16 protein-coding genes are annotated in these 21214 nt (G+C 62.5%); 6 read left to right on the top strand and 10 right to left on the bottom strand.

The genetic code is table 11. From position 1 onward, the window contains the following. The first annotated feature begins 95 nt into the window (after window positions 1-95). Window positions 96-677, top strand: coding sequence for a superoxide dismutase (locus tag ACJRW5_RS06255; RefSeq protein WP_003462535.1), 582 nt, complete (start codon window positions 96-98; stop codon window positions 675-677). Between the two features lie 59 nt (window positions 678-736). On the opposite strand, the gene ACJRW5_RS06250 is transcribed toward ACJRW5_RS06255, so the two are convergent. Further along, entirely contained in the window at window positions 737-1381 is a 645-nt protein-coding gene (locus ACJRW5_RS06250; protein ID WP_484569668.1) for a hypothetical protein, read from the bottom strand. Continuing rightward, window positions 1378-2679 carry an ammonium transporter gene (locus tag ACJRW5_RS06245; protein WP_484569667.1) on the bottom strand — a complete coding sequence of 434 codons (1302 nt, stop codon included), beginning with the start codon at window positions 2677-2679 and terminating at the stop codon, window positions 1378-1380. Before ACJRW5_RS06245 ends, ACJRW5_RS06250 begins: the two co-directional genes overlap by 4 nt. Before the next feature lie 304 nt (window positions 2680-2983). Between ACJRW5_RS06245 and ACJRW5_RS06240 the strand changes: the two genes are divergently transcribed. Continuing rightward, on the top strand, window positions 2984-5038 hold the full coding sequence (locus ACJRW5_RS06240; RefSeq protein WP_484569666.1) for a putative bifunctional diguanylate cyclase/phosphodiesterase: 2055 nt from the start codon (window positions 2984-2986) through the stop codon (window positions 5036-5038). A gap of 88 nt (window positions 5039-5126) precedes the next feature. Here ACJRW5_RS06240 and ACJRW5_RS06235 read toward each other — a convergent pair whose 3' ends face one another. Both ACJRW5_RS06235 and ACJRW5_RS06230 read right to left on the bottom strand, forming a co-directional pair. Beyond that, the gene (locus ACJRW5_RS06235; RefSeq protein WP_484569665.1) at window positions 5127-6032 is read right to left on the bottom strand and encodes a GIDE domain-containing protein; all 906 of its coding nucleotides are present in this window, start codon (window positions 6030-6032) and stop codon (window positions 5127-5129) included. A 10-nt stretch (window positions 6033-6042) separates the two neighbouring features. Further along, window positions 6043-6615, bottom strand: coding sequence for a LemA family protein (locus ACJRW5_RS06230; protein ID WP_484569664.1), 573 nt, complete (start codon window positions 6613-6615; stop codon window positions 6043-6045). A gap of 191 nt (window positions 6616-6806) precedes the next feature. On the opposite strand from ACJRW5_RS06230, the gene ACJRW5_RS06225 reads away from it, so the two are divergent. Then, window positions 6807-8144: an imelysin family protein gene (locus tag ACJRW5_RS06225; protein WP_484569663.1), complete on the top strand. Its 1338-nt coding sequence runs from the start codon at window positions 6807-6809 to the stop codon at window positions 8142-8144. Window positions 8145-8505: 361 nt separating this feature from the next. On the opposite strand, the gene ACJRW5_RS06220 is transcribed toward ACJRW5_RS06225, so the two are convergent. Continuing rightward, the gene (locus ACJRW5_RS06220; protein WP_484569662.1) at window positions 8506-9333 is read right to left on the bottom strand and encodes a helix-turn-helix transcriptional regulator; all 828 of its coding nucleotides are present in this window, start codon (window positions 9331-9333) and stop codon (window positions 8506-8508) included. Between the two features lie 6 nt (window positions 9334-9339). Further along, a complete protein-coding gene (locus ACJRW5_RS06215; RefSeq protein WP_484569661.1) occupies window positions 9340-9909 on the bottom strand; it encodes a GNAT family N-acetyltransferase in 570 nt (189 codons plus the stop codon). Between the two features lie 218 nt (window positions 9910-10127). Between ACJRW5_RS06215 and ACJRW5_RS06210 the strand changes: the two genes are divergently transcribed. Continuing rightward, window positions 10128-13616 carry a hybrid sensor histidine kinase/response regulator gene (locus tag ACJRW5_RS06210; RefSeq protein ID WP_484569660.1) on the top strand — a complete coding sequence of 1163 codons (3489 nt, stop codon included), beginning with the start codon at window positions 10128-10130 and terminating at the stop codon, window positions 13614-13616. A 275-nt stretch (window positions 13617-13891) separates the two neighbouring features. Further along, on the top strand, window positions 13892-14848 hold the full coding sequence (locus ACJRW5_RS06205) for an alpha/beta fold hydrolase (RefSeq protein ID WP_484569659.1): 957 nt from the start codon (window positions 13892-13894) through the stop codon (window positions 14846-14848). 237 nt (window positions 14849-15085) lie between these two features. Here the strand turns inward: ACJRW5_RS06205 and ACJRW5_RS06200 are convergent, their stop codons facing one another. The 4 genes from ACJRW5_RS06200 to ACJRW5_RS06185 all read right to left on the bottom strand — a co-directional run bounded on the left by ACJRW5_RS06200 (window position 15086) and on the right by ACJRW5_RS06185 (window position 18525). Continuing rightward, a complete protein-coding gene (locus ACJRW5_RS06200; protein WP_484569927.1) occupies window positions 15086-16447 on the bottom strand; it encodes a DNA recombination protein RmuC in 1362 nt (453 codons plus the stop codon). 180 nt (window positions 16448-16627) lie between these two features. Then, the gene (locus ACJRW5_RS06195) at window positions 16628-16879 is read right to left on the bottom strand and encodes a sel1 repeat family protein (RefSeq protein WP_484569658.1); all 252 of its coding nucleotides are present in this window, start codon (window positions 16877-16879) and stop codon (window positions 16628-16630) included. Window positions 16880-17317: 438 nt separating this feature from the next. Continuing rightward, window positions 17318-18070, bottom strand: coding sequence for an RES family NAD+ phosphorylase (locus tag ACJRW5_RS06190; protein WP_484569657.1), 753 nt, complete (start codon window positions 18068-18070; stop codon window positions 17318-17320). Window positions 18071-18153: 83 nt separating this feature from the next. Beyond that, on the bottom strand, window positions 18154-18525 hold the full coding sequence (locus tag ACJRW5_RS06185; protein ID WP_484569656.1) for an antitoxin Xre/MbcA/ParS toxin-binding domain-containing protein: 372 nt from the start codon (window positions 18523-18525) through the stop codon (window positions 18154-18156). A gap of 66 nt (window positions 18526-18591) precedes the next feature. On the opposite strand from ACJRW5_RS06185, the gene ACJRW5_RS06180 reads away from it, so the two are divergent. Continuing rightward, window positions 18592-21213, top strand: coding sequence for an intermembrane phospholipid transport YdbH family protein (locus ACJRW5_RS06180; protein WP_484569655.1), 2622 nt, complete (start codon window positions 18592-18594; stop codon window positions 21211-21213). Window position 21214 lies beyond the last annotated feature (1 nt).

The following is a 21214-nucleotide window of genomic DNA, read 5'->3' as shown; positions in this document are numbered from 1 at the left end:
GTCTGCGGCGCAGGGAGTACAAACTCCACGCCGCTTATGGGCCGCCCGTGATCGGCCTCGCGCATACCGCACACGACCTGAGTAGGAGATAGACCATGGCTTTTGAATTGCCGCCGCTGCCTTACGAAAAGAATGCCCTCGAGCCGCACATTTCCGCCGAGACCCTCGAATTCCACCACGACAAGCACCACAACACCTATGTCGTGAACCTGAACAACCTGGTGCCGGGCACCGAGTTCGAAGGCAAGAGCCTGGAAGAAATCGTCAAGACTTCCTCGGGCGGCATCTTCAACAACGCCGCTCAGGTGTGGAACCACACCTTCTACTGGAACTGCCTGTCGCCGAACGGCGGTGGTCAGCCTACCGGTGCCCTGGCCGACGCCATCAACGCCGCCTTCGGTTCCTTCGACAAGTTCAAGGAAGAGTTCAGCAAGGTCTCCATCGGCACCTTCGGTTCCGGTTGGGGCTGGCTGGTGAAAAAGGCTGACGGTTCCCTGGCCCTGGCCAGCACCATCGGCGCTGGCTGCCCGCTGACCAGCGGTGACACTCCGCTGCTGACCTGCGACGTCTGGGAACACGCCTACTACATCGACTACCGCAACCTGCGTCCGAAGTACGTCGAGGCGTTCTGGAACCTGGTCAACTGGGACTTCGTCGCCCAGAACTACGCGGCCTGAGTTCAAGCCCCGTAATACGAAACCCGGCCACCATGGCCGGGTTTTTCATTTGCGCGGCCTTATAACAGGCGCCGCGCAGAGAACTCGACGCCACGTTCCTCCACGCGATTGACTGCCTGGCTGAGTACCCGGTCCGCTCGTACCGGCCCGAGAAACTCGCACAAGCCGATATAGAGCAGATTGAGTAGCTTGCGTAGCTGCTCCAGGCCCAGACTGGCAATGGCATCATCACTGCCGCGCTCGAACCAGAAACGCAGCCGCGTGGTCAGTTCAGGCCCCACCTCCATGCCAGACAGATTGCCGGCGGCAAAGGCGCGCAAGGCAGCCTGCTGCGCGCTATCCAGTTGCTCCAGCAACGCCTGGCTGAGGGCGAGAAAGGTCGCCTGCGCAGCGGCATCGGGAGTCGCGACGCGCCTCACCGCTTCGTTGCGTCCCTGGCGCCAGGCTGCCAACTGCTCCTCCGGGTCCGGCAACAGCTGCGAAGGCGGACCCGTCAGCGCCCCCACCAACTCCCGATAAAGACGAGCGCGCTCCAGCTTGCGCTCGGTGCGCAGCACCACCTCGGCAAGGAACTCGTTCAGCGCAAACGGCGGCTGCTCGGCGTACTTGGTTTCCCAGAGCGACAACAATGGCCAGACCTCCTCATCTGAGAAGTGTCCTGCCAGACCGGTGTAGATCGCCCGACGGCGCAGACTCAATCTCATCCTCGACCTCTCCCCGACCACTGCTCGCTGTCGAAGGTCTGCGTCTGATTGAATTCCGGATAGCCGACTTCGGCATGTTCGGCAAAATCCAACCCGCGCTGCTCGTGCTGGGTCGAAACCCGCAGCCCCATGGTCTTGGCCAGCAACAGGTAGCACAGCAGTGCGACCGGGAAGGCCCACAGAAACGCAGCCGCCGCTCCGAGCGCCTGCACCGCGACACGCTCCCAGTTGAACAAATCACCCTGATAGAACAGCCCGGCCGCCAGCGTGCCCCAGATGCCGGCAAAACCATGCACCGGTACCGCACCGACCACGTCGTCGAGCTGCAGGCGATCGAGCAGGCGCATGCCGTATACCACGACGAATCCAGCGATCAGCCCACTGAGCAGGGCAAAGCCTGGCGCCATGCTGGCACACCCTGCGGTGATCCCGACCAAGCCGCCAATGGAGCCGTTGACGGTGGTCGTCAGAAGAACCGGGCTGGCCGTACTGCGTTGCGCCAGCAGGGCGCCAAGCGCCCCGGCAGCTGCGGCGAGGTGAGTGTTGAGTGCAATCAGACCCAGACTGCTGCTGACCTCCAGGTTGCTGCCAGCATTGAAGCCGAACCAGCCCACCCAGAGAATGAAACCGCCCAGCGCTACCAACCCGAGGTTATGGCCGGGAATCAGGCGTGGTGTGCCATCGGCGGCAAAACGCCCCAGACGCGGGCCGAGTACCAGGATGCCAGCCAGCGCACACCAGGCGCCGATGCTATGCACGACGGTCGAGCCGGCAAAGTCGATAAAACCCAGTTTGGCCAACCAGCCTTGCCCACCATACAGACCGCCCCACACCCAACTGCCGAATATCGGGTAGATCACGCCACTGATCAGCAGGGCACCGATCAGATACGCGCCATATCGCGTACGCTCCGCCATGGCGCCGCTGGCGATGGTCGCTGCGGTAGCGGCGAACATCATCTGAAAGAGCAGAAAGGTGTAATCCCAAGGCTCACCGTCACTCAGGGCAAAGTGACTCATACCGAACCAGCCGCTGAGATTCGCGCCGAACATCAGACCGAAGCCAAGCAACCAGAACACGATGCCGCCGACGCAACAGTCCATGTAGTTCTTCATCATCACATTGACGGCGTTCTTGGCCCGCGACATGCCACTTTCCAATAGAGCGAAACCCGCCTGCATGAAGAACACCAGCACGCTGGCCAGTACCAGCCAGGCCGTATTCGCAGCCTCTTCAGTGGCAGCCTGGGCTTGCGGGGCAAAACCGACAGCGACGAGCAACAGCCAGAGCGTTTTCATCACGAGTCCCCTTCTGAGCGATGCCCGGCCGTCGCAACTCTTATGCCAGCCTCTCGCCTGCCGGGAAGTGACGCTTCAGCCCGCAGAACATCGACAAATGAATCAGCCGACCAATAGCATTCAAGTCCGGCAAAATCGCACCGACATAAAGCAGGCAGTCACGCCAATAGCATTGATTCGCACCAGGACCGTTCCTTATGGAATAAAAAGTGCCACCAGGCATGATGGCCCTTTGACGGCCAGATCGAGATTGCCAATACTCTCGTCTGACTGACGCTGTAAGCATCGACATAAGGAATTGCCTTTGAAGCTGGAATTGAAAAACAGCTTGTCACTCAAGTTGCTCCGCGTGGTGCTGCTTTCGGCACTGGTGGTCGGGGTGGTATTGAGTTGCGCGCAAATCGTCTTCGATGCCTACAAGACGCGCCAGGCAGTGTCCAACGACGCGCAGCGCATTCTCGGCATGTTCCGCGATCCCTCGACTCAGGCGGTGTACAGCCTGGACCGGGAAATGGGCATGCAGGTTATCGAAGGCCTGTTCCAGCACGAGTCGGTTCGTTACGCAGCCATTGGCCACCCCAATGAGCCCATGCTGGCCGAACGCAGCCGGGACCTGGCGGATATCGCGACGCGCTGGCTGACCGACCCGATCCTCGGTCAGGAGCAGAAGTTCTCCACCAAACTGGTGGGCCGCGGCCCATACAGCGAGTATTACGGTGATCTCAACATCACCCTCGACACCGCCCCCTACGGCGAAAGCTTCGTCACCAATTCGGTAATCATCTTCATCTCCGGCGTATTACGCGCCATGGCCATGGGGCTGGTGCTCTATCTCGTATATCACTGGCTGCTGACCAAGCCGCTGTCGAAGATCATCGAACACCTGACCAACATCAACCCTGATCGCCCCAGCGAACACAAGCTGCCCATGCTCAAGGGCAACGAGAAGAACGAACTGGGCCTGTGGATCAACACCGCCAACCAGTTACTGGCCTCGATCGAACGTAACACCCACCTGCGCCGCGAAGCCGAGAACAGCCTGCTGCGCATGGCCCAGTACGACTTCCTCACCGGCCTGCCCAACCGCCAGCAACTGCAGCAACAGCTCGACCAGATTCTCGAGGATGCCGGCCGCCTGCAGCGTCGCGTCGCTGTCCTCTGCGTCGGCCTGGACGACTTCAAGGGTATCAACGAACAGTTCAGCTACCAGAGTGGCGATCAGTTGCTGCTCGCACTCTCCGACCGTCTACGTAGCCACAGCGGCCGCCTCGGTGCGCTGGCGCGTCTGGGCGGTGACCAGTTCGCCCTGGTGCAAGCCGATATCGAGCAGCCTTACGAAGCCGCCGAGCTGGCGCAGAGCGTGCTCGACGACCTGGAGCTGCCCTTCCTGCTCGACCAGCACGAAGTGCGCCTACGCGCCACCATCGGCATCACCCTGTTCCCCGAAGATGGCGACAGCACCGAAAAGCTGCTGCAGAAAGCCGAACAGACCATGACCCTGGCCAAGAGCCGCTCACGTAACCGTTACCAGTTCTACATCGCCAGCGTCGACAGCGAAATGCGTCGCCGCCGCGAGCTGGAAAAGGACCTGCGCGACGCACTGGCGCAGAACCAGCTACATCTGGTCTACCAGCCACAGGTGGACTATCGCGATCACCGCGTGGTCGGCGTCGAAGCGCTGCTGCGCTGGCAACATCCGCAACATGGTTTCGTCCCTCCTGATCTGTTCATCCCGCTGGCCGAACAGAACGGCACCATCATTGCCATCGGCGAATGGATTCTCGATCAGACCTGCCGCCAGCTACGCGAATGGCACGACCAGGGATTCAGTGACCTGCGCATGGCCATCAACCTGTCCACCGTGCAGTTGCACCATGCCGAGCTGCCGCGGGTGGTCAACAACCTGATGCAGGTCTACCGCCTGCCACCGAAGAGCCTTGAGCTGGAAGTCACCGAGACCGGCCTGATGGAAGACATCAGCACCGCCGCCCAGCACCTGCTCAGCCTGCGCCGCTCCGGTGCGCTGATCGCCATCGACGACTTCGGTACCGGCTACTCTTCGCTGAGCTATCTCAAGAGCCTGCCGCTGGACAAGATCAAGATCGACAAGAGCTTCGTCCAGGATCTGCTGGAAGACGAGGACGACGCCACCATCGTTCGCGCCATCATCCAGCTCGGCAAGAGCCTGGGCATGCAGGTCATCGCCGAGGGTGTGGAAACCGCCGAGCAGGAGGCCTACATCATCGCCCAGGGTTGTCATGAAGGTCAGGGCTACCTGTACAGCAAGCCGCTGCCGGCACGCGATCTGACCTTGTTCCTCAAGCAGGCCAGACGCCTGAGCTCAGCCGCCACACTCTGACTGCAATTGCCAAAAGAAAACGCCGCGCCCCTGCACGGGACGCGGCGTTTTCATTTCAGCCTGCAGAGATGATCAGGCGGGACGTGCTTTACCAGCTCTGCACACCAAACAGCCAGGCCGTCGCCAGCGATCCGACCAGGCACAGCAGCGCACCTGCAGCCGCCTGCCAATAGAACCCCCGGGCCAATTCGTCCTCTCCGCTGTTGGAAAGAATGAATGGCTGACGCTCAGCGGGTCTGGCCATCTTGTTTTGTGCTGGCTGCGCGGCCTTGAGTCGATGACGATCTTCTGCCTCCAGCTGCGCAGCCAGACGCACGCGATTCCACTCCTGTTCATCGAGCTGACCGTTGCCGTCGCTGTCGAAGCGTTGCAGCAGGCCGGCGTAGTCGCCCTTCCACTCGCGAATCACCTCACCTTGCGCAGATTGCCTGTCGAACCCCTGCTGCGCCGCGCCCTCAGTGCGGAAATCGCCAATGGCATACAGCGGCTGCCCGACATGGAAACGCTCCTCGCAATAGCGATAGCGCTGACCACTGCTAAGAAAGCCAAGCAACCCAGTTTTGGCCGGTCCCATCGGGTGACGCAGATTACCCTCCCAGACTTCGCGCACCGCCGTGCGAACCTCCGCACCGCGCGGGTCTATCAGACACTCGCCGGTACCGTCGGCCAAACGCAGCCAGGTGTCACTGGCACCGCTCTCGATCACCCGCCAACTGCGTTTCTTGCCACTGGAGCGGTATTCCTCGATGCGAAAGCGCCACCACAGACACGGCTTGCCAGTCAGCGGGCCACGAATCTGCATGTCCGGCAGTTCTTCGAGCACACCGTAGAGCTCGACATAACCCTGGGCTGCGGAGCGGATCTTCGAAGTAGGAGTATCGAGCAGATGGCGCGCCTGCGACCAGCGCCGCAGGCACCACCAGGCGCCGCCCAGACAAGCACTCAGGGTAAAGGCCAGGGTTACGAAGAAGCCCAGCGGATCAGCCTGCATCATCGGCAGGTACTCAGTTGAATAGCGACTTCATATCGACGTCGGCCTTCTCCGCCTCGCTGAACACCAGCAAGTCGGCCGCCGGGAAATTGAACATGCGCGCGATGATCACGTCCGGAAACTGCTCGATGCGCACGTTGTTGAGATTGGCCGCCTCGTTATACAGCTCGCGGCGATCGGCGATGCCGTTCTCCAGACCACTGATACGCTGCTGCAGGTGCTGGAAGCTGTCATTGGCCTTGAGTTCGGGGTAGTTCTCGGCCAGGGCGAAAAGCTGGCCGAGGCCCGCACGCAAACCACTCTCGGCCTTGCCCAGGGCGCTGACATCCTGCTGCTCGCGGGCGCTGGCAACCGCGCTGCGCGCGGCGATCACCCGCTCCAGCGTGGCGCCTTCGTATTGCATGTACTGCTTGCAGGTCTCGACCAGCTTGGGCAATTCGTCATGACGCTGCTTGAGCAATACGTCGATGTTCGACCAGGCCTTGCTCACCCCATGTTTGAGGCGCACCAGGCCGTTGTACAGCGACACCGCATAGGCGCCGAGCAAAACGAGGACGACGATTACGATCACGGCGGTCAGGCTCATGCAGTTTTCTCCATGCAGAACTGCGAATCAGGTGCTGGCATTCTAACTGCAGGTGCGACGTCCAGCAGCGATATCCCGCACAGCAACGAATAATGGCCTTTACACATAATGGGAAACATTTGCATTATGTTGCGGTTTTTCAGATACCGCCGAGTATCAGACCCATTTTCGTAAACGCAAAGGACCCCGCCATGATTCGTATGCCCCTGGCCTCCGCCAGCCTGCTGGCCATCGCCATCTCTCTCGCCGGCTGTGGCGAAGACAAAGCTCCCGCCACTCAGGCTGCTGCCCCCGCTGCTGCAACCGAGAGTGCGGCTCCGGCGACCACCGCGAAGGTCGACGAGGCGGCTGCGAAGGCGGTGGTCAGCCACTATGCCGACCTGGCCTTCGCTGTATTCAGCGACGCTGCCAGCACTGGCAAGGCGCTGCAGAGCGCAGTGGATGCACTGCTCGCCGATCCGAGCGAAGCGACCCTGCAGGCAGCGCGTGAAGCCTGGCTGGCCGCTCGCGTGCCTTACATGCAGACCGAAGTGTTCCGTTTCGGCAACCCGGTGGTCGATGAGTGGGAAGGTCAGCTCAATGCCTGGCCGCTGGACGAAGGCCTGATCGACTATGTCGCCGAAGACTACCAGCACGCGCTGGGCAACCCGGGCGCGCAAGCCAACATCATCGCCAACACCGAAATTCAGGTCGGCGAAGACAAGATCGACGTCACCGAAATCAATGGTGAGCTGCTGGCCAGCCTGAACGAACTGGGCGGCTCCGAAGCCAACGTCGCTACCGGCTACCACGCCATCGAGTTCCTGCTCTGGGGCCAGGACCTCAATGGCACCAATCCCGGCGCTGGCGAGCGTCCCCACACCGACTACCTGGTTGGCGACGGCGCCACTGGTGGCCACAACGAGCGCCGCCGCGCCTTCCTCAAGGCCGCCAGCGACCTGCTGGTCAGCGACCTGAACGATATGGTCGAGCAGTGGAAAGACGGTGTCGAAGGCAACTACCGCAGTGAGCTGCTGGCCGACTCGGGTGAGAATGGCCTGCGCAAGATGCTGTTCGGCATGGGCAGCCTGTCGCTCGGCGAACTGGCTGGCGAGCGCATGAAAGTCGCGCTGGAAGCCAACTCCACCGAAGACGAGCACGATTGCTTCAGCGACAACACGCACAACTCGCACTTCTACAACGGCAAGGGCATTCGCAACGTCTACCTCGGCGAATACAAGAAGGTCGACGGCAGCACCCTGACCGGCCCGAGCCTGTCCGAGCTGGTTGCCAAAGCAGACGCCGAAGCCGACACGACGCTGAAAGCCGACCTGCAGGACACCGAAGCCAAGCTGCAGGCTCTGGTCGACAGCGCCGAGAAGAACAACGTGCACTTCGACCAGCTGATCGCTGCCGACAATGCCGAAGGTCAGCAACTGGTGCGTGACGCCATCGCCGCCCTGGTCAAGCAGACAGGCGCCATCGAGCAGGCAGCCGGCAAACTGGGCATCAGCGACCTGAACCCGGACACCGCCGATCACGAATTCTGATCGACGCCCTGAGTTGCAGAACCGGCGCCTCCGCAAGGAGCGCCGGTTTTTTTTGGGCTCTTCGCATAGTTTGGTGAAGATGCGGACTGACACCGGACTGGCAATTACCTGTTAGCTGTCGTTGACTTGGCACTATCCATTAACACGTCGCCTGGCTTGATGGGTTTCGCCCCTTACGGGCGAGTCACTTTCTCTTGCTTGCCCAAGAAAGGTGTGGCGCCCGTAAGGGGCGCAACCCAAACGTTCAGCGCACGCGGTAATGGATAGTGCTAAGTCAGTAAGCGATACGCACACAAACTTGCCAGGCCGGTGTCACGGTATCCTCCCCGCGAAAATGCGAAGAGCTCTTTTATACCTGCTGTCAGCTCCGGGCCACCGCGCTGCGGTATTCGCCTGGGCTGACGCCATAGACCTGTTTGAACTGGCGCGACAGATGGCTCTGGTCGGCGAAGCCCAGTTGCGTGGCCACAGCGATCGCCGAGCAGCCGCTCTTGAGCAACGCCCGCGCCTGCTCGAGGCGGCGCTGCTTGAGCCAGGTATGGGGCGGCAGGCCAGTCGCGCGACGGAACACCCGGGCGAAGTGGAAGGGAGAAAGATTGACCGCTGCAGCCAGCGTCTCCAGCGAGGGCGGTTCGACCAACTGCTCGGCGAGCATCTGCTTGGCGCAGGACACCGCCCAGGGCTCACGCCCTGGCGAGGGCGCTTCACCGATGCGGCCATGGCACTGGAACAGCAGCAGCACCGCCTCACGCCAGGCCAACTGCTGTTGCAGGGCCTCGGCACCATCCTCGAGCAAGCGATGCAACTGCAGGAAAGCCGCGTGCAGACGCGGGTCATGCAGCACGCTGACGGCAAATGACGGCATGCCGGATCTGGCCAGCCCCAGCTCCTGCAGCGCGCCCAGCACCCGGGCGTTGTCGGGGTAGAAACCACGATAGCGCCAGCCATCGTCATGCGCCTTGGAGCCGGTGTGCACCTCGTCCGGATTGATCAGCACCATGCTGCCCTGCGGCGCAAGATGGTCGCTACCGCGATGGCGAAAACGCTGAGCGCCATGCTCGATCACGGTAAAGACGAAGCCCTCATGCACATGGGGGGCAAACCGTTGCTTAAGATAGCGCGCCTGCAGCAGCTCGACGCCACCTAACCCTGAGGCCTGCCAGAAACGGGTCTGCTCGCGACTCTGCATCAGGGCTCAAGCACCGAAGCGCGTCTCCAGCCCCTCGCGCACCGCCGGCCATTCCAGATCGGTGATGCTGTACAGCACGGTGTCGTCGAGACGGCCATCGGCCAAACGGCGGTGGTTGCGCAGCAACCCTTCACGCTGGGCGCCGAGCTTCTCGATGGCACGCTGCGAGCGCAGATTGCTGCCGGCAGTCTTCAGTTGCACACGTACCATGCCCCAGTTGTCGAAGGCATGCTTGAGCATCAGGTACTTCATCGTGCTGTTCAGTCCGCTGCCGTGCTGACCGCGGTCGAGCCAGGTCCAGCCGATCTCGCAGGCCGGCAAGGTATTCATGAAATCGGCAAAGCGAGTAGTGCCGACCAGCTCATCGCCGAGGCGGATAACGAACGGTAATGCACGTTGCTCGCGTTGATCGGCCAACGCACTGCGGTACCAGTCCAGGCGTTGGGTGCCACTCATGTACAGCAGCTCGTCGCGATTGCTTTCGGCCAACGCGACCAGCGCCGGTATGTCCGCGTCGGACATGGGTTCCAGGCGTAAGGCGCCACGTTGCAACGTCACCAGTTGCGGCTTGAACATAGGTGCTTCCTCAGGGTCCTTCCTTGGGCAGAATCGCAAACAGGCCACGCTATCAGGCCACTGCCTGCGGCACAATCGAGTCCTGTCGCAAAGTACGCCCGGCGGCCTGCTACCTTGGTCGCAGCCGACGGACTGCAGCTTTGTGCAACACTGATCAACATCAGCCTCGCCTCTGGCGGCCAGGCTCACTCCATCTCACTCTGCATTCCGGAGCCTGCATGTCGCTGTCCCCCGGGCTGATCGCCGCGGTCGCCCTCCTCTACATGGCCATCCTGTTCTCCATCGCCTTCTATGGAGACCGCCGCAGCGCGCCCATGCCGCCGAAGATTCGCGCCTGGGTCTACTCGCTGTCACTGGCCGTGTACTGCACCAGCTGGACCTTCTTCGGTGCAGTGGGCCAGGCGGCGGAGCAGCTGTGGTCGTTCCTGCCCATCTACCTCGGGCCTATCATCCTGATGCTGACCATGCCCTGGGTGCTGCAGAAGATGGTGATGATCAGCAAACAGGAGAACATCACCTCGATTGCCGACTTCATCGCGGCGCGCTATGGCAAATCGCAGTCGCTGGCCATCGTCGTGGCGCTGATCTGCCTGGTGGGCGTACTGCCGTATATCGCTCTGCAACTCAAGGGCATCGTGCTCGGGGTCAACCTGCTGATTGGTGAACATGCACTGGATACCGGCACCAGTGCCCAGGACACCGCACTAATCGTGTCACTGGCGCTGGCCCTGTTCACCATTCTGTTCGGCACGCGCAACCTCGACGTCACCGAGCACCACCGCGGCATGGTACTGGCGATCGCCTTCGAGTCATTGGTCAAGCTGCTGGCCTTCCTCGCAGTAGGCGCCTTCGTCACCTTCGGCCTGTACAACGGTTTCAATGACCTGCTCGCCCAGGCGCACAACACCGCCGAGCTGGACAGCTTCTGGAACGAGGCGGTGAACTGGCCGGCCATGCTGGTGCAGACCGGCATGGCGATGATCGCCATCGTCTGCCTGCCACGGCAATTCCATGTCACCGTGGTGGAAAACATCGAACCCAAGGACCTGCGCCTGGCCCGTTGGGTATTTCCAGCCTACCTGGTGCTCGCCGTGCTGTTCGTCGTGCCCATTGCCCTGGCCGGACAAATGCTGTTGCCGGCCGGTGTCACGCCCGACTCCTTCGTCATCAGCCTGCCGCTGGCCGAGGCCCATCCAGGCTTGGCGGTGCTGGCCTTCATCGGCGGCGCGTCGGCGGCCACCGGCATGGTGATCGTCGCCTCCGTGGCCCTGTCGACCATGATCTCCAACGACATGCTGCTGCCCTGGCTGCTGCGCCGGCAGAGTACCGAGCGGCCGTTCGAAGCCTTCCGCCACTGGATGCTCACTGCCCGCCGGGTCAGCATTGTACTGATCCTGCTGCTGGCCTACGTCTGCTATCGCCTGCTCGGCGAAGGCACCAGCCTGGCCACCATCGGCCAGGTGTCGTTCGCCGCCATCGGCCAGCTGGCGCCGGCCATGTTCGGCGCCCTGGTGTGGAAGCAGGCCAACCGCCGTGGCGTTTTCGCCGGCCTGATCGTCGGCGCCCTGCTGTGGTTCTATACCCTCGTCCTGCCGCTGGCAGCCCGTGGCATGGGCTGGTCACTGGAAAGCTTCCCTGGGCTGACCACTCTGCTCTACGCCCCGATCGGCCTGCAGGTCGACCCACTGACACGTGGCGTGGTGCTGTCACTGGCCGGCAACATGTTGCTGTTCGCCTGGGTCTCCTGGTTCTCCCGCACGCGCGTCTCCGAACACTGGCAAGCCGGTCGTTTCATCGGTCACGACCTTGGCACCAAACCCAGCGGCCGTAGCCTGCTGGCAGTGCAGGTAGCGGATCTGCTGATGCTGTCCAGTCGCTTCGTCGGCGAGGAACGGGCACGGCAAAGCTTCGCCCGTTTTGCCATGCGTCAGGGCAAAGGCAGGGACTTCGACCCCAACCAGCCGGCCAACAGCGAATGGATCGCCCATACCGAACGCCTGCTCGCCGGTGTACTGGGCGCCTCCTCGACCCGGGCGGTGGTCAAGGCCGCCATCGAAGGCCGCGAAATGCAGGTCGAAGATGTGGTGCGTATCGTCGACGAAGCCAGCGAGGTATTGCAGTTCAACCGCGCCCTGCTGCAAGGGGCAATCGAGAACATCACCCAGGGCATCAGCGTGGTCGATCAGAACCTGCGCCTGGTGGCCTGGAACCATCGCTACCTGGAGCTGTTCGAGTATCCCGAAGGCCTGATCTACGTCGGCCGGCCGATTGCCGAGATCATCCGTTTCAACGCCCAGCGCGGCATGCTCGGTAGCGGTGATGTCGAAGAGAACGTCGCCAAGCGTCTGTACTGGATGCGCCAGGGTACGGCGCACAGCTACGAGCGGGTGTTCCCCAACGGCCGGGTGATCGAGCTGATCGGCAACCCCATGCCGGGCGGCGGCTTCGTCATGAGCTTCACCGACATCACCGAGTTCCGCGAAGCCGAGCGTGCACTCAAGGATGCCAACGAGAGCCTTGAGCGCCGCGTCGCCGAGCGGACCCACGAGCTGTCGAAACTGAACCTGGCGCTGACCGAGGCCAAAGCTCACGCCGAGGCCGCCAACCAGTCGAAGACGCGCTTCCTCGCCGCCGTCAGTCACGACCTGATGCAGCCGCTCAATGCCGCACGCCTGTTCTCCGCAGCACTGGCGCACCAGGACGATGCACTGCCCAGCGAAGCCCAGGAACTGGTCAGGCACCTGGACAGCTCGCTGCGTTCGGCCGAGGACCTGATCACCGACCTGCTGGATATCTCGCGCCTGGAAAACGGCCGCATCACCCCGGATCGCCATCCGTTTGCCCTGTCCAACCTGTTCGACACCCTTGCTGCGGAGTTCGGAGTGCTGGCTGCGGAACAGGGTATCGACCTGCGCGTACACGGCAGCCGCGAATGGGTCGACAGCGACATCAAGCTGCTGCGCCGGGTGTTGCAGAACTTCCTGACCAACGCCTTCCGCTACGCCAAGGGTCGCGTGGTGCTGGGCGTGCGCCGCGAAGGCGGGCAACTGCGCCTGGAGGTCTGGGATCGCGGCGCAGGCATTCCGGAGGACAAGCGCAAGGTGATCTTCGAGGAGTTCAAGCGCCTCGACAGCCACCAGACTCGCGCCGAAAAAGGCCTGGGGCTGGGCCTGGCAATCGCCGACGGGCTCTGCCGGGTACTCGCCCATCGCCTGGAGGTGCGCTCCTGGCCCGGCAAGGGCAGCGTGTTCAGCGTCAGCGTGCCACTGGCCAGAAAGCCCGCGCCGAAACCCCAGGGCCCTGTCGTGGCAACAGTGGACGGCCAGCCGCTACAGGGTATTCAGGTGATCTGTATCGACAACGAGGACAGCATCCTCACCGGCATGTACAGCCTGCTGTCGCGCTGGGGCTGCCAGGTGTGGACGGCGCGCAACCGCCTGGAGTGCGAGCACCTACTCAGCGAGGAGGTCCATCCGCAGCTGGCCCTGGTCGACTATCACCTGGACGAGGGCGAGACCGGCACCGAGCTGATGGCCTGGCTGCGCACGCGCCTGGGCGAACCCGTGCCCGGCGTGGTGATCAGTGCCGACGGCCGCCCCGAGCTGGTAGCCGCCGTGCATGCCGCCGGCCTCGACTACCTGCCCAAACCGGTCAAACCCGCCGCGCTGCGTGCCCTGCTCAGCCGCCATCTGGCACTGCGTGGGTGACATCACCAAGGACGGCTAGCGCAAGTTCGGCCCCAACCAATGGCTGGACTTGCCCGGCGCTGAGCCGCCGTCAGAACGCTGAAACAGGCTCGCCAGCCCATTGCAGAGCGCTCCAGGCGGGCCAGGTAACGCCGTAACGCCAGCTGGCGTGAATACGCCCAATGCCTAGGCAACGGCAGCCCGGCCCCCAACAATGACGATGACATCAAACGCCTGAATCGTCGTTATCCGGAGCCTGCCATGCCCCTGCCGCACCAACACCTCGGCCTTGGCCGATGAACGCGCCAGCACTACACCACGAGCTGCAGCCGCAGCAGTTGGACGTAGACAGTGATGGTCTGCGCCTGCGCGCCTACATCTGGGACAAGGCCGAAGCCCCGACCTTGCTACTGGTACATGGCTATCCGGATAACCACGATATATGGCTACCGCTGATTGCTGAACTGGCTGGCGACTATCGTATCGTCGCCTATGACGTACGCGGCTGTGGCGCCTCGCAGGTGCCTGGACGGCTGCAGGACTACCGTCTGGAACAACTGGCTCGTGACCTCGAAGCGGTCATCCATGCCACCCGTGCAGGTGGCCCGGTGCACCTGATCGCCCACGACTGGGGCTCGATCCAGAGCTGGGAGGCGGTGACCGAGCCGCGTATCCAGCCGCTGCTGGCGTCCTATACCAGCATCTCCGGCCCCTGCCTCGACCATGTCGGCCACTGGCTGCGCCAACACCTGACATTGCGTCGCCCACAGGCACTGCTGCAGGCGCTCGGTCAACTGCTCAGCTCCTGGTATATCGCCTTCTTCCATATCCCGCTGTTGCCGGAACTGTGCTGGCGCCTGGGCCTGGATCGCGCCTGGCCCTGGTTGCTGCGCCGTCTCGAAGGCGTACACCACACACCGCCAAGCCGCACGCAACGCAGCGACGGCGTGCGTGGTGTGCAACTGTATCGCGCCAACTTCATGCGTAGCCTGCTGCGCCCGCGTGCGCGCACGACACGCGTGCCCTTGCAACTGGTCGTGCCGCTGAACGACCGCTTCGTGCGGCCGCAGCTGTTCGATGATTTGCAGCAGTGGGCACCACTGCTGACCCGACGCGAAACACGCGCAAGCCACTGGCAGCTATTGGCCAAGCCCAGCATGCTGGCGGACTGGCTGCGCGATTACGTGAACCAGCTGGAACTGGCGCGGGCGAAGCCGCCAATCACCCACCGCAGCCATGCAAGGCCACATTGATGGAGCCCGGCGTTATCTGAATGCCCCGGCGGCTGCCAGGCTAAGCGGCGCTCCATGGCTACAAACCGGGACCTGATTAGTAATGAGCTTCAGCCGGACTGATCGAACGCCGCTGGAGCAATCCTGCAGCCCGGATGAAATCCGGGGCGGTTTGCTATGCCGCGCAATCGTTCCCGAACTTCATCCGGGCTACCCGCTTGGCTGAGCATCGTTGCCAATCGAGAACCGGGATGAGGCTCACTCGCCAAGCTCATCCAGCGCCGGCAGATCGGCGGAGCGTTCGAGCAACTCGGTCGGCAGACTCTTGCTCGCCCGCGCGCCCAGCAGCTTGAGGTTCTCCACCCTGCCGACCAGATTGCCACGCCCGTCGACCAGCTTGTTGCGGGCACTGGCGTAGGCCTTGTCCAGTTGCTGCAGACGGTTGCCCATCTCATCCAGATCGGCAATGAACGCGACGAACTTGTCGTAAAGCTGGCCAGCACGCTCGGCGATCTCCCGGGCATTCTGGCCCTGGCGCTCCTGGCGCCAGAGACTGTCGATGACGCGCAAGGTGGCCAGCAATGTGGTCGGGCTGACGATCACCACCTGCTGCTCGAACGCCTCCTGAAACAGATCGGGCTCAGCCTGCAGTGCCGCCGCAAAAGCCGCTTCGATCGGCACGAAGAGCAGGACGAAGTCCAAGCTGTGCAAGCCTTCGAGGCGCTGATAGTTCTTGCCCGACAGCCCTTTCAAGTGGCTGCGCAAGGAAACCAGGTGTTGCTTGAGCGCTTGCTGACGGAGCACCTCGTCTGCGGCCGAAACGTATTGCTGGTAAGCACTGAGGCTGACCTTGGCATCGACGATCACCTGCTTGTCACCAGGCAGACGGATCAACACATCGGGCTGGAAGCGCTCGCCACCAGCGCCCTTGAGACTGACCTGAGTCTGATATTCGCGCCCCTTTTCCAGGCCGGCATGCTCAAGCACCCGCTCGAGCACCAGCTCGCCCCAGTTGCCCTGGGTCTTCTGACCTTTCAGCGCACGTGTCAGGTTGGTCGCCTCATCGCCCAGGCGTTGATTGAGTTGCTGCAGGCGCTCGAGCTCCTTGCTCAGGGAAAAACGCTCGCGCGCCTCCTGCTGATAGCTCTCGTCCACACGCTTTTCGAACGCCTGAATGCGCTCCTTGAGCGGATCGAGCAACTGCCCCAGGCGCTGCTGGCTGGTCTCGGCAAAACGCTGCTCGCGCTCATCGAATATCGATGAAGCCAGTTCGGCGAACTGCGCGCGCAGCTCATTGCGCGCGCCCTGCAAGTCATCGAGGCGCTGCTGCTGGTTGTCGCGATTCTCCTGCAGTTCGGCGGCCAGCGCCGCACACTCGGCGGTCAGCCGGCGCAGTTCGGCCTCGTTGCGTTCGCGCTGCAGGTTCCAGGATTGTGCAGCCTCACGGGCAATCTGCCGTTCCTGCTGCAGTAATTCGTTCTCACGGCGCAGACCGGCGAGCTCAGTCTGCTGATCGACCTTGATCTCACTGACCTCAGCCAACTCGGCGCGGCAGGCATCGAGCTGCGCGAGCACACCGGCCTGGCTCAGTTGGGCGTGCTCCAGGCGCTCCTGCAACAAGGCCTGTTCGCTCTGCTCGCGCGCCAACCGGCGCTGCAACGACCAGACGCCAGCCAGCAGTGGCACCAACGCAGCGGCAGCACCGATGGCAAGAGAGAGGGGATCGATTGGCATAGACGCTCCATGTTTGACCGCCGAGCAGTATACCCAGCCGACGATTCACACGGGGCCAGTACGCAGTCAGCGCGACAGACGCGCCAGCTCCTGCTGAGCACCCCGGTCGCCCGCGCGGGCAGCCTGGCGCAGCAATTCATAGCCGATACGGCGGTCGCGGGTGTTGCCGCAGTCGCGGCAGAGCAGTTGCCCGAGGCGACTCTGCGCCTGCACACAGCCCTTGCGCGCAGGCTGCTTGAGCAGATTGCCGGCGATACGCTTGACGCTCGGCGTCTTGCCCAGGCGTGGATTGTCGAGCAGCCACAGCGCGACGCGCATGGGCAGACGAGAAGAGCTTGGACGGGCGGTGGAGGATGACGACGGTAGAGCGCGAGGCATAAGAAAAACGGGGGTAACTGCCGGGGCGCGCCACTCTACTCCTTTTTTTGCCGAGGTAAAGCCCCGCCAGGCGATTGCATCGAGGCGCCGCGCATAGGCCGGCACACAATCCACAGATCCTGTGGATAACTCCGTGAACAACTTGGGCGCAAGAGGCGTCAGGCCAGATACCATGGGCGCCTCAGTCAAACTGACGATTTTTTCACCAATGAAAAAATTTCATATTTTTCATTGACTTAAAAATCAACCACGAAAAATCAAACGTTTAGCGGCGATTCTGACAGTGAGATAACAGACTGCTTCAGCATTGTGCACAACTCTGTGCGACATATCCGCGCAGCGCTCTGTTTCGGGGCATCGGCAGTAGCGCAACAGCATTCATGCGGGGTGCGGCAACTGTCCTTGCACCAGAAATTGCTCCCAGCGAAACAGTCGCGGCTGCCCAGGCACCTGAGCAGGCTTGAAGGCAACGTAATCACCTGTGGTTTCGCACAGCCAGGCGGTGAGGTTACGCGGCCGTTTCTCGGCGAACGCCTGCGGCACGTAGAGGGCGACATTGCGCCCGCCTTCAGGACAACGCGCCGAGCGATATTCGAATGCCTGGATGTCCGCTGCACGCATGGCCGCCCCCAGCGCCTGAGGCTCGCTGTAATCACTGGGATGAGCCAGCAACGCCATAAACTGATCGAATGGCGGCAACTGCAGCTGGATACCGCGCTCGACGCGATAACGTGCCTCGAAGGTGGAGTGTTCAGAGAGTATTCGCCCGCTGGGCGGCGGGCTGAGCATGCCGTTCCACAAGACGAAGCGATAATAGGCCGCTTCGGCCATCGCGGTTTCCAGCCGCAGCGCGGCATAGAACAGACTCGGCTCATGCACCGTGCCGAAACGCGAACCCCAGCGCAGCGGCGGATAGCGAAATGGCGTCTTGAGCAGGTAATGCAGTGGTTCAGCGGCGTCGGGCAACGGCGGTTTACTTGCTTCCAGCAGCTCTTCGAGCAACGCCTGCTCTGCCAGATTGTCCACCAGTTGCGAGGTCGCCACCTGCGCCTGGCTTTCCACCATGCGTAGCAACTTGCCGTGTAACGGGCGAATCTGCCGTTCGCCCGCGCATTGTTGCCAGATGTCCATGGCGATCACTCCTAAAGCGTAGAGCCTGCTCAAAGCATCGCGAGCTAGAGCCTGTTTTAACGCAGCAGGCTTTGAGTGGGCTCTCAGACCTTGCCGCGAATGGCGTCCAGATACTCGACCACCCTCACCAACCCCTGCACCTGACTCATCTGCTGCAGAGGCACGCCAGCCAGGTGACGATTTTCGGTGCGCAGGAAGTGGCGCATGTCCTGCAGATTGCCGCCAAACAGGGCGAACAGCGCACGGTAGGCGCGAATCAGCAGCAGCGCCAGCTCGCCGGTCTTGCTCTGCGGACGCAAACCGCCCTGCTCGCCCCAACGACTGATGGCGCTGCGATGCACGCCGACGATATCCGCCAGTTCCTGTTGCGTCAGCCCGAGTTGCTCGCGGGTGTTGAGCAACGCCTTGGCCAGCACCGCATCGGCCTCAGGCTGGCTGTGAATCAGTGCACTCATCAAGATCACCTCAGCTCTTTTCAAACAAAATGAATATTAAAAGCTGTAAACAAACAATAGCACGGAATGCTGCTTGGCACTCGCGAAAGCATGGGTTACCGTCCATTGCTGGGCATCGAGCTGGGAGAACTCATGAGCCGCCGGCGTTTCTGGCTGAGCATCTGCGTAGCGCTACTGATGCTGCTGTCGTTGCTGATCTGCTTTAGCGGCTACCGGCTGCAGCAACTGCTTGAGGAACAGCGGATCGAGCTGGACTGGCGCTCCCTGAGCCTGTCCTGGCGAGGCGTACTGCTGCACGACGTGAGCCTGACGCAACGCCTCGAGGGCGAGCTGCACCTACAGAGCGAGCAACTGCAGCTCTATTGGCTGGCCAGCGAAACACCGCGTTATCGCGCGCTCGCGCAAGGCTTGCAGCTGAACTGGCAACCCGCGCAAACAAACGAAACGCAGCCGCATGACAATGGCCCGGGCGATGCCCTGCAAAGCCTGGCAGCCGCACTGCCCTGGCTACCGCGGCAGATCGAAGTGCGCAGCGCCACAGCACACCTCCCCTGCGCGAGCGGCCAATGCATCCTCAGTGGCGATCTCCTCGCGCAACACTTGGACGATGCCCTGCAGGTGCGTCTGCAACTGCTACGTGATACCCACCATGCCAGCCTCCAGGCTCGACTGAATGGACTCGGCACCACACTGGACAGCGTGCGCCAGCTACACGCTGCCGTGCAGCTGGACGATCAACAGCAACTGGAACTGCACAGCGATCTGTCGCCGCGCAACGAGGCCCTGCAATGGAGTGGCAATCTGCAAATCGCTCCCCTCCCGGACATTGCCTGGGTCAGCAATTGGCTCAGTGAGTGGCTACCACTCGCCCCCCAGGACTTGCCCGCAACGCCGCAGCAAGCCGGCGTGAATACGCAGTGGCAGCTGCACCTGCCGCGCACGACCCGGCAGCTCGCTGAAATGATGAGCGCTCCTGGCTGGCTGAATATCGACGCGCACCTGCCAAGCCCCTGGCCGCTGCCTGGCCTTGGCCTGATCAGCGGCGACCTGACACTCGAACTGCGCAACGACAACACTCGCTGGCAGGCTCGACAGGCTCAAGGTGAACTGCTCCTCACGCCCCAAAACACGTCCTGGCTACAGGCTCTTCCCGCCGGCTTGCAGCCAGAACAGGTGAGGTTGGAGATTGCACCTCTGCCAGACGCAGCCGAAAACGAGCTCGCTCTCGAGCTGAAGCTCAGCACACAAGGGCCACTCGAACTGCAGGCCAACGCCGAGCTTGGCCTGCGCCAATACCCCGACTGGGCGCTCGAAGTCGCACAGTTGCAATTACAGGCTCACAGCAAGCGCCTGGATCTCGCCAGCAACCGGGTCGACGATTTGCAGCTGGCTCTCTCGCTAACCGGCAACGCGACGGCGCAGCAGCTGCAGCTCCGCCTCGGTAAAGACTCCCGGCTGGACGTCCGGCGCCTGCGGGCAGATGAGCTGGAGCTGCAGCGCATCCAGGCCAGCCTCGCCGATATGGAGCTCAGCGGCGCGCCAGCGTCACCACAGTTATCCGGGCTACTGACGTTACGTGCCCAACGCCTGCAACACCCACAATTGCTACCACAAGGCTGGCAATGGCAGGGCCAGCTGCAGGCCAATGAAAGCAGGCAGGCGCTCGAAGGCGCAGTGCTGGCGGACTCGGGCCTGAGCATGGCACTAAATCTGGACAACACGCTCGATGAGTTGCGCGTCGACGCCACGCTGGACGAACTGTTCCTGCGTGCCGGCAACCCGCTGCGGCAGCTTCTATCGAGCTGGCCCGCCCTGCTCACTCTGGATAACGGCCGCATGCAGGGCAGCGCACAGATGCGTCTGCCCAGAGGCAAACCCATGACGCTGCAAGCCAATCTGAGCGGGCGCAACCTGGCCGGCATCTATGACCGCAGCACACTGAGCGGTATCGAGGGCGAAGTACAGTTACGAGTCAACGGCGACCGTCTGAGCCTGGAGCTGCCCAATCTGAGCGCCAGGCAGATCGACCCTGGCATCCCCCTCGGCCCGTTAGAGCTGCAGGGCAGCTACAGCGCCAGCCTTGCACAGCCGACGACAGGCACCCTGGTGCATCGACATGCCGAGCTGGGCATCCTGGGCGGCAGTCTGAGCCTGGCGCCAGCAACCTGGGAACTGCAGCGGCCCAGCCAGTTGCTGCCACTGCGACTCAGTGGCCTGGATCTGCAGGAACTGTTTCGCACCTATCCGGCCGAGGGTCTCGAAGGCAATGGTCTGATCGACGGCAACCTGCCACTGCGCGTCGGCCAGAGCATCAGCATCGAGCAGGGACATATCGAAGCCCGCTCCCCGGGAGGGCAGTTACGCTTTCACTCGCCACGCATTCGCGCCATGGGTCAGGCCAATCCGGGGATGAAACTGGTCACCGACGCGCTGGAAGACTTCCATTACGATCTGCTGGACGGTAGCGTCGACTACAACGCGTCCGGCACACTGCAGCTGGGCCTGCGCCTGCACGGGCAGAATCCGGCCATCGAACAGGGCCGCCCCATCAACTTCAACATCAATCTGCAGGAAGACATTCCCAGTCTGCTGGCCAGTTTGCAGCTGACCGACAAGGTCAGTGACATTATCCAGCAACGAATTCAGCAGTGGATGCGTCAGCGTGTCCCACAGAAGCCCCAGGAGTAGC

The sequence above is a fragment of the Pseudomonas pichavaramensis genome, assembly GCF_050473265.1.
In the GTDB taxonomy this organism is placed as follows: Bacteria; Pseudomonadota; Gammaproteobacteria; order Pseudomonadales; family Pseudomonadaceae; genus Aquipseudomonas.
This window is presented reverse-complemented; position numbering and strand designations above follow the sequence as displayed.

What these genes read in the sequence shown, in the direction of transcription:
- ACJRW5_RS06210 (WP_484569660.1), top strand. Translation starts at nt 10,128, where the DNA reads ATGTCGCTGTCCCCCGGGCTGATCGCCGCGGTCGCCCTCCTCTACATG.
- ACJRW5_RS06205 (WP_484569659.1), top strand. Translation starts at nt 13,892, where the DNA reads ATGAACGCGCCAGCACTACACCACGAGCTGCAGCCGCAGCAGTTGGAC.
- ACJRW5_RS06245 (WP_484569667.1), bottom strand. Translation starts at nt 2,679, where the DNA reads ATGAAAACGCTCTGGCTGTTGCTCGTCGCTGTCGGTTTTGCCCCGCAA.
- ACJRW5_RS06195 (WP_484569658.1), bottom strand. Translation starts at nt 16,879, where the DNA reads ATGCGCGTCGCGCTGTGGCTGCTCGACAATCCACGCCTGGGCAAGACG.
- ACJRW5_RS06190 (WP_484569657.1), bottom strand. Translation starts at nt 18,070, where the DNA reads ATGGACATCTGGCAACAATGCGCGGGCGAACGGCAGATTCGCCCGTTA.
- ACJRW5_RS06255 (WP_003462535.1), top strand. Translation starts at nt 96, where the DNA reads ATGGCTTTTGAATTGCCGCCGCTGCCTTACGAAAAGAATGCCCTCGAG.
- ACJRW5_RS06225 (WP_484569663.1), top strand. Translation starts at nt 6,807, where the DNA reads ATGATTCGTATGCCCCTGGCCTCCGCCAGCCTGCTGGCCATCGCCATC.
- ACJRW5_RS06235 (WP_484569665.1), bottom strand. Translation starts at nt 6,032, where the DNA reads ATGATGCAGGCTGATCCGCTGGGCTTCTTCGTAACCCTGGCCTTTACC.
- ACJRW5_RS06220 (WP_484569662.1), bottom strand. Translation starts at nt 9,333, where the DNA reads ATGCAGAGTCGCGAGCAGACCCGTTTCTGGCAGGCCTCAGGGTTAGGT.
- ACJRW5_RS06230 (WP_484569664.1), bottom strand. Translation starts at nt 6,615, where the DNA reads ATGAGCCTGACCGCCGTGATCGTAATCGTCGTCCTCGTTTTGCTCGGC.
- ACJRW5_RS06215 (WP_484569661.1), bottom strand. Translation starts at nt 9,909, where the DNA reads ATGTTCAAGCCGCAACTGGTGACGTTGCAACGTGGCGCCTTACGCCTG.
- ACJRW5_RS06180 (WP_484569655.1), top strand. Translation starts at nt 18,592, where the DNA reads ATGCTGCTTGGCACTCGCGAAAGCATGGGTTACCGTCCATTGCTGGGC.
- ACJRW5_RS06250 (WP_484569668.1), bottom strand. Translation starts at nt 1,381, where the DNA reads ATGAGATTGAGTCTGCGCCGTCGGGCGATCTACACCGGTCTGGCAGGA.
- ACJRW5_RS06185 (WP_484569656.1), bottom strand. Translation starts at nt 18,525, where the DNA reads ATGAGTGCACTGATTCACAGCCAGCCTGAGGCCGATGCGGTGCTGGCC.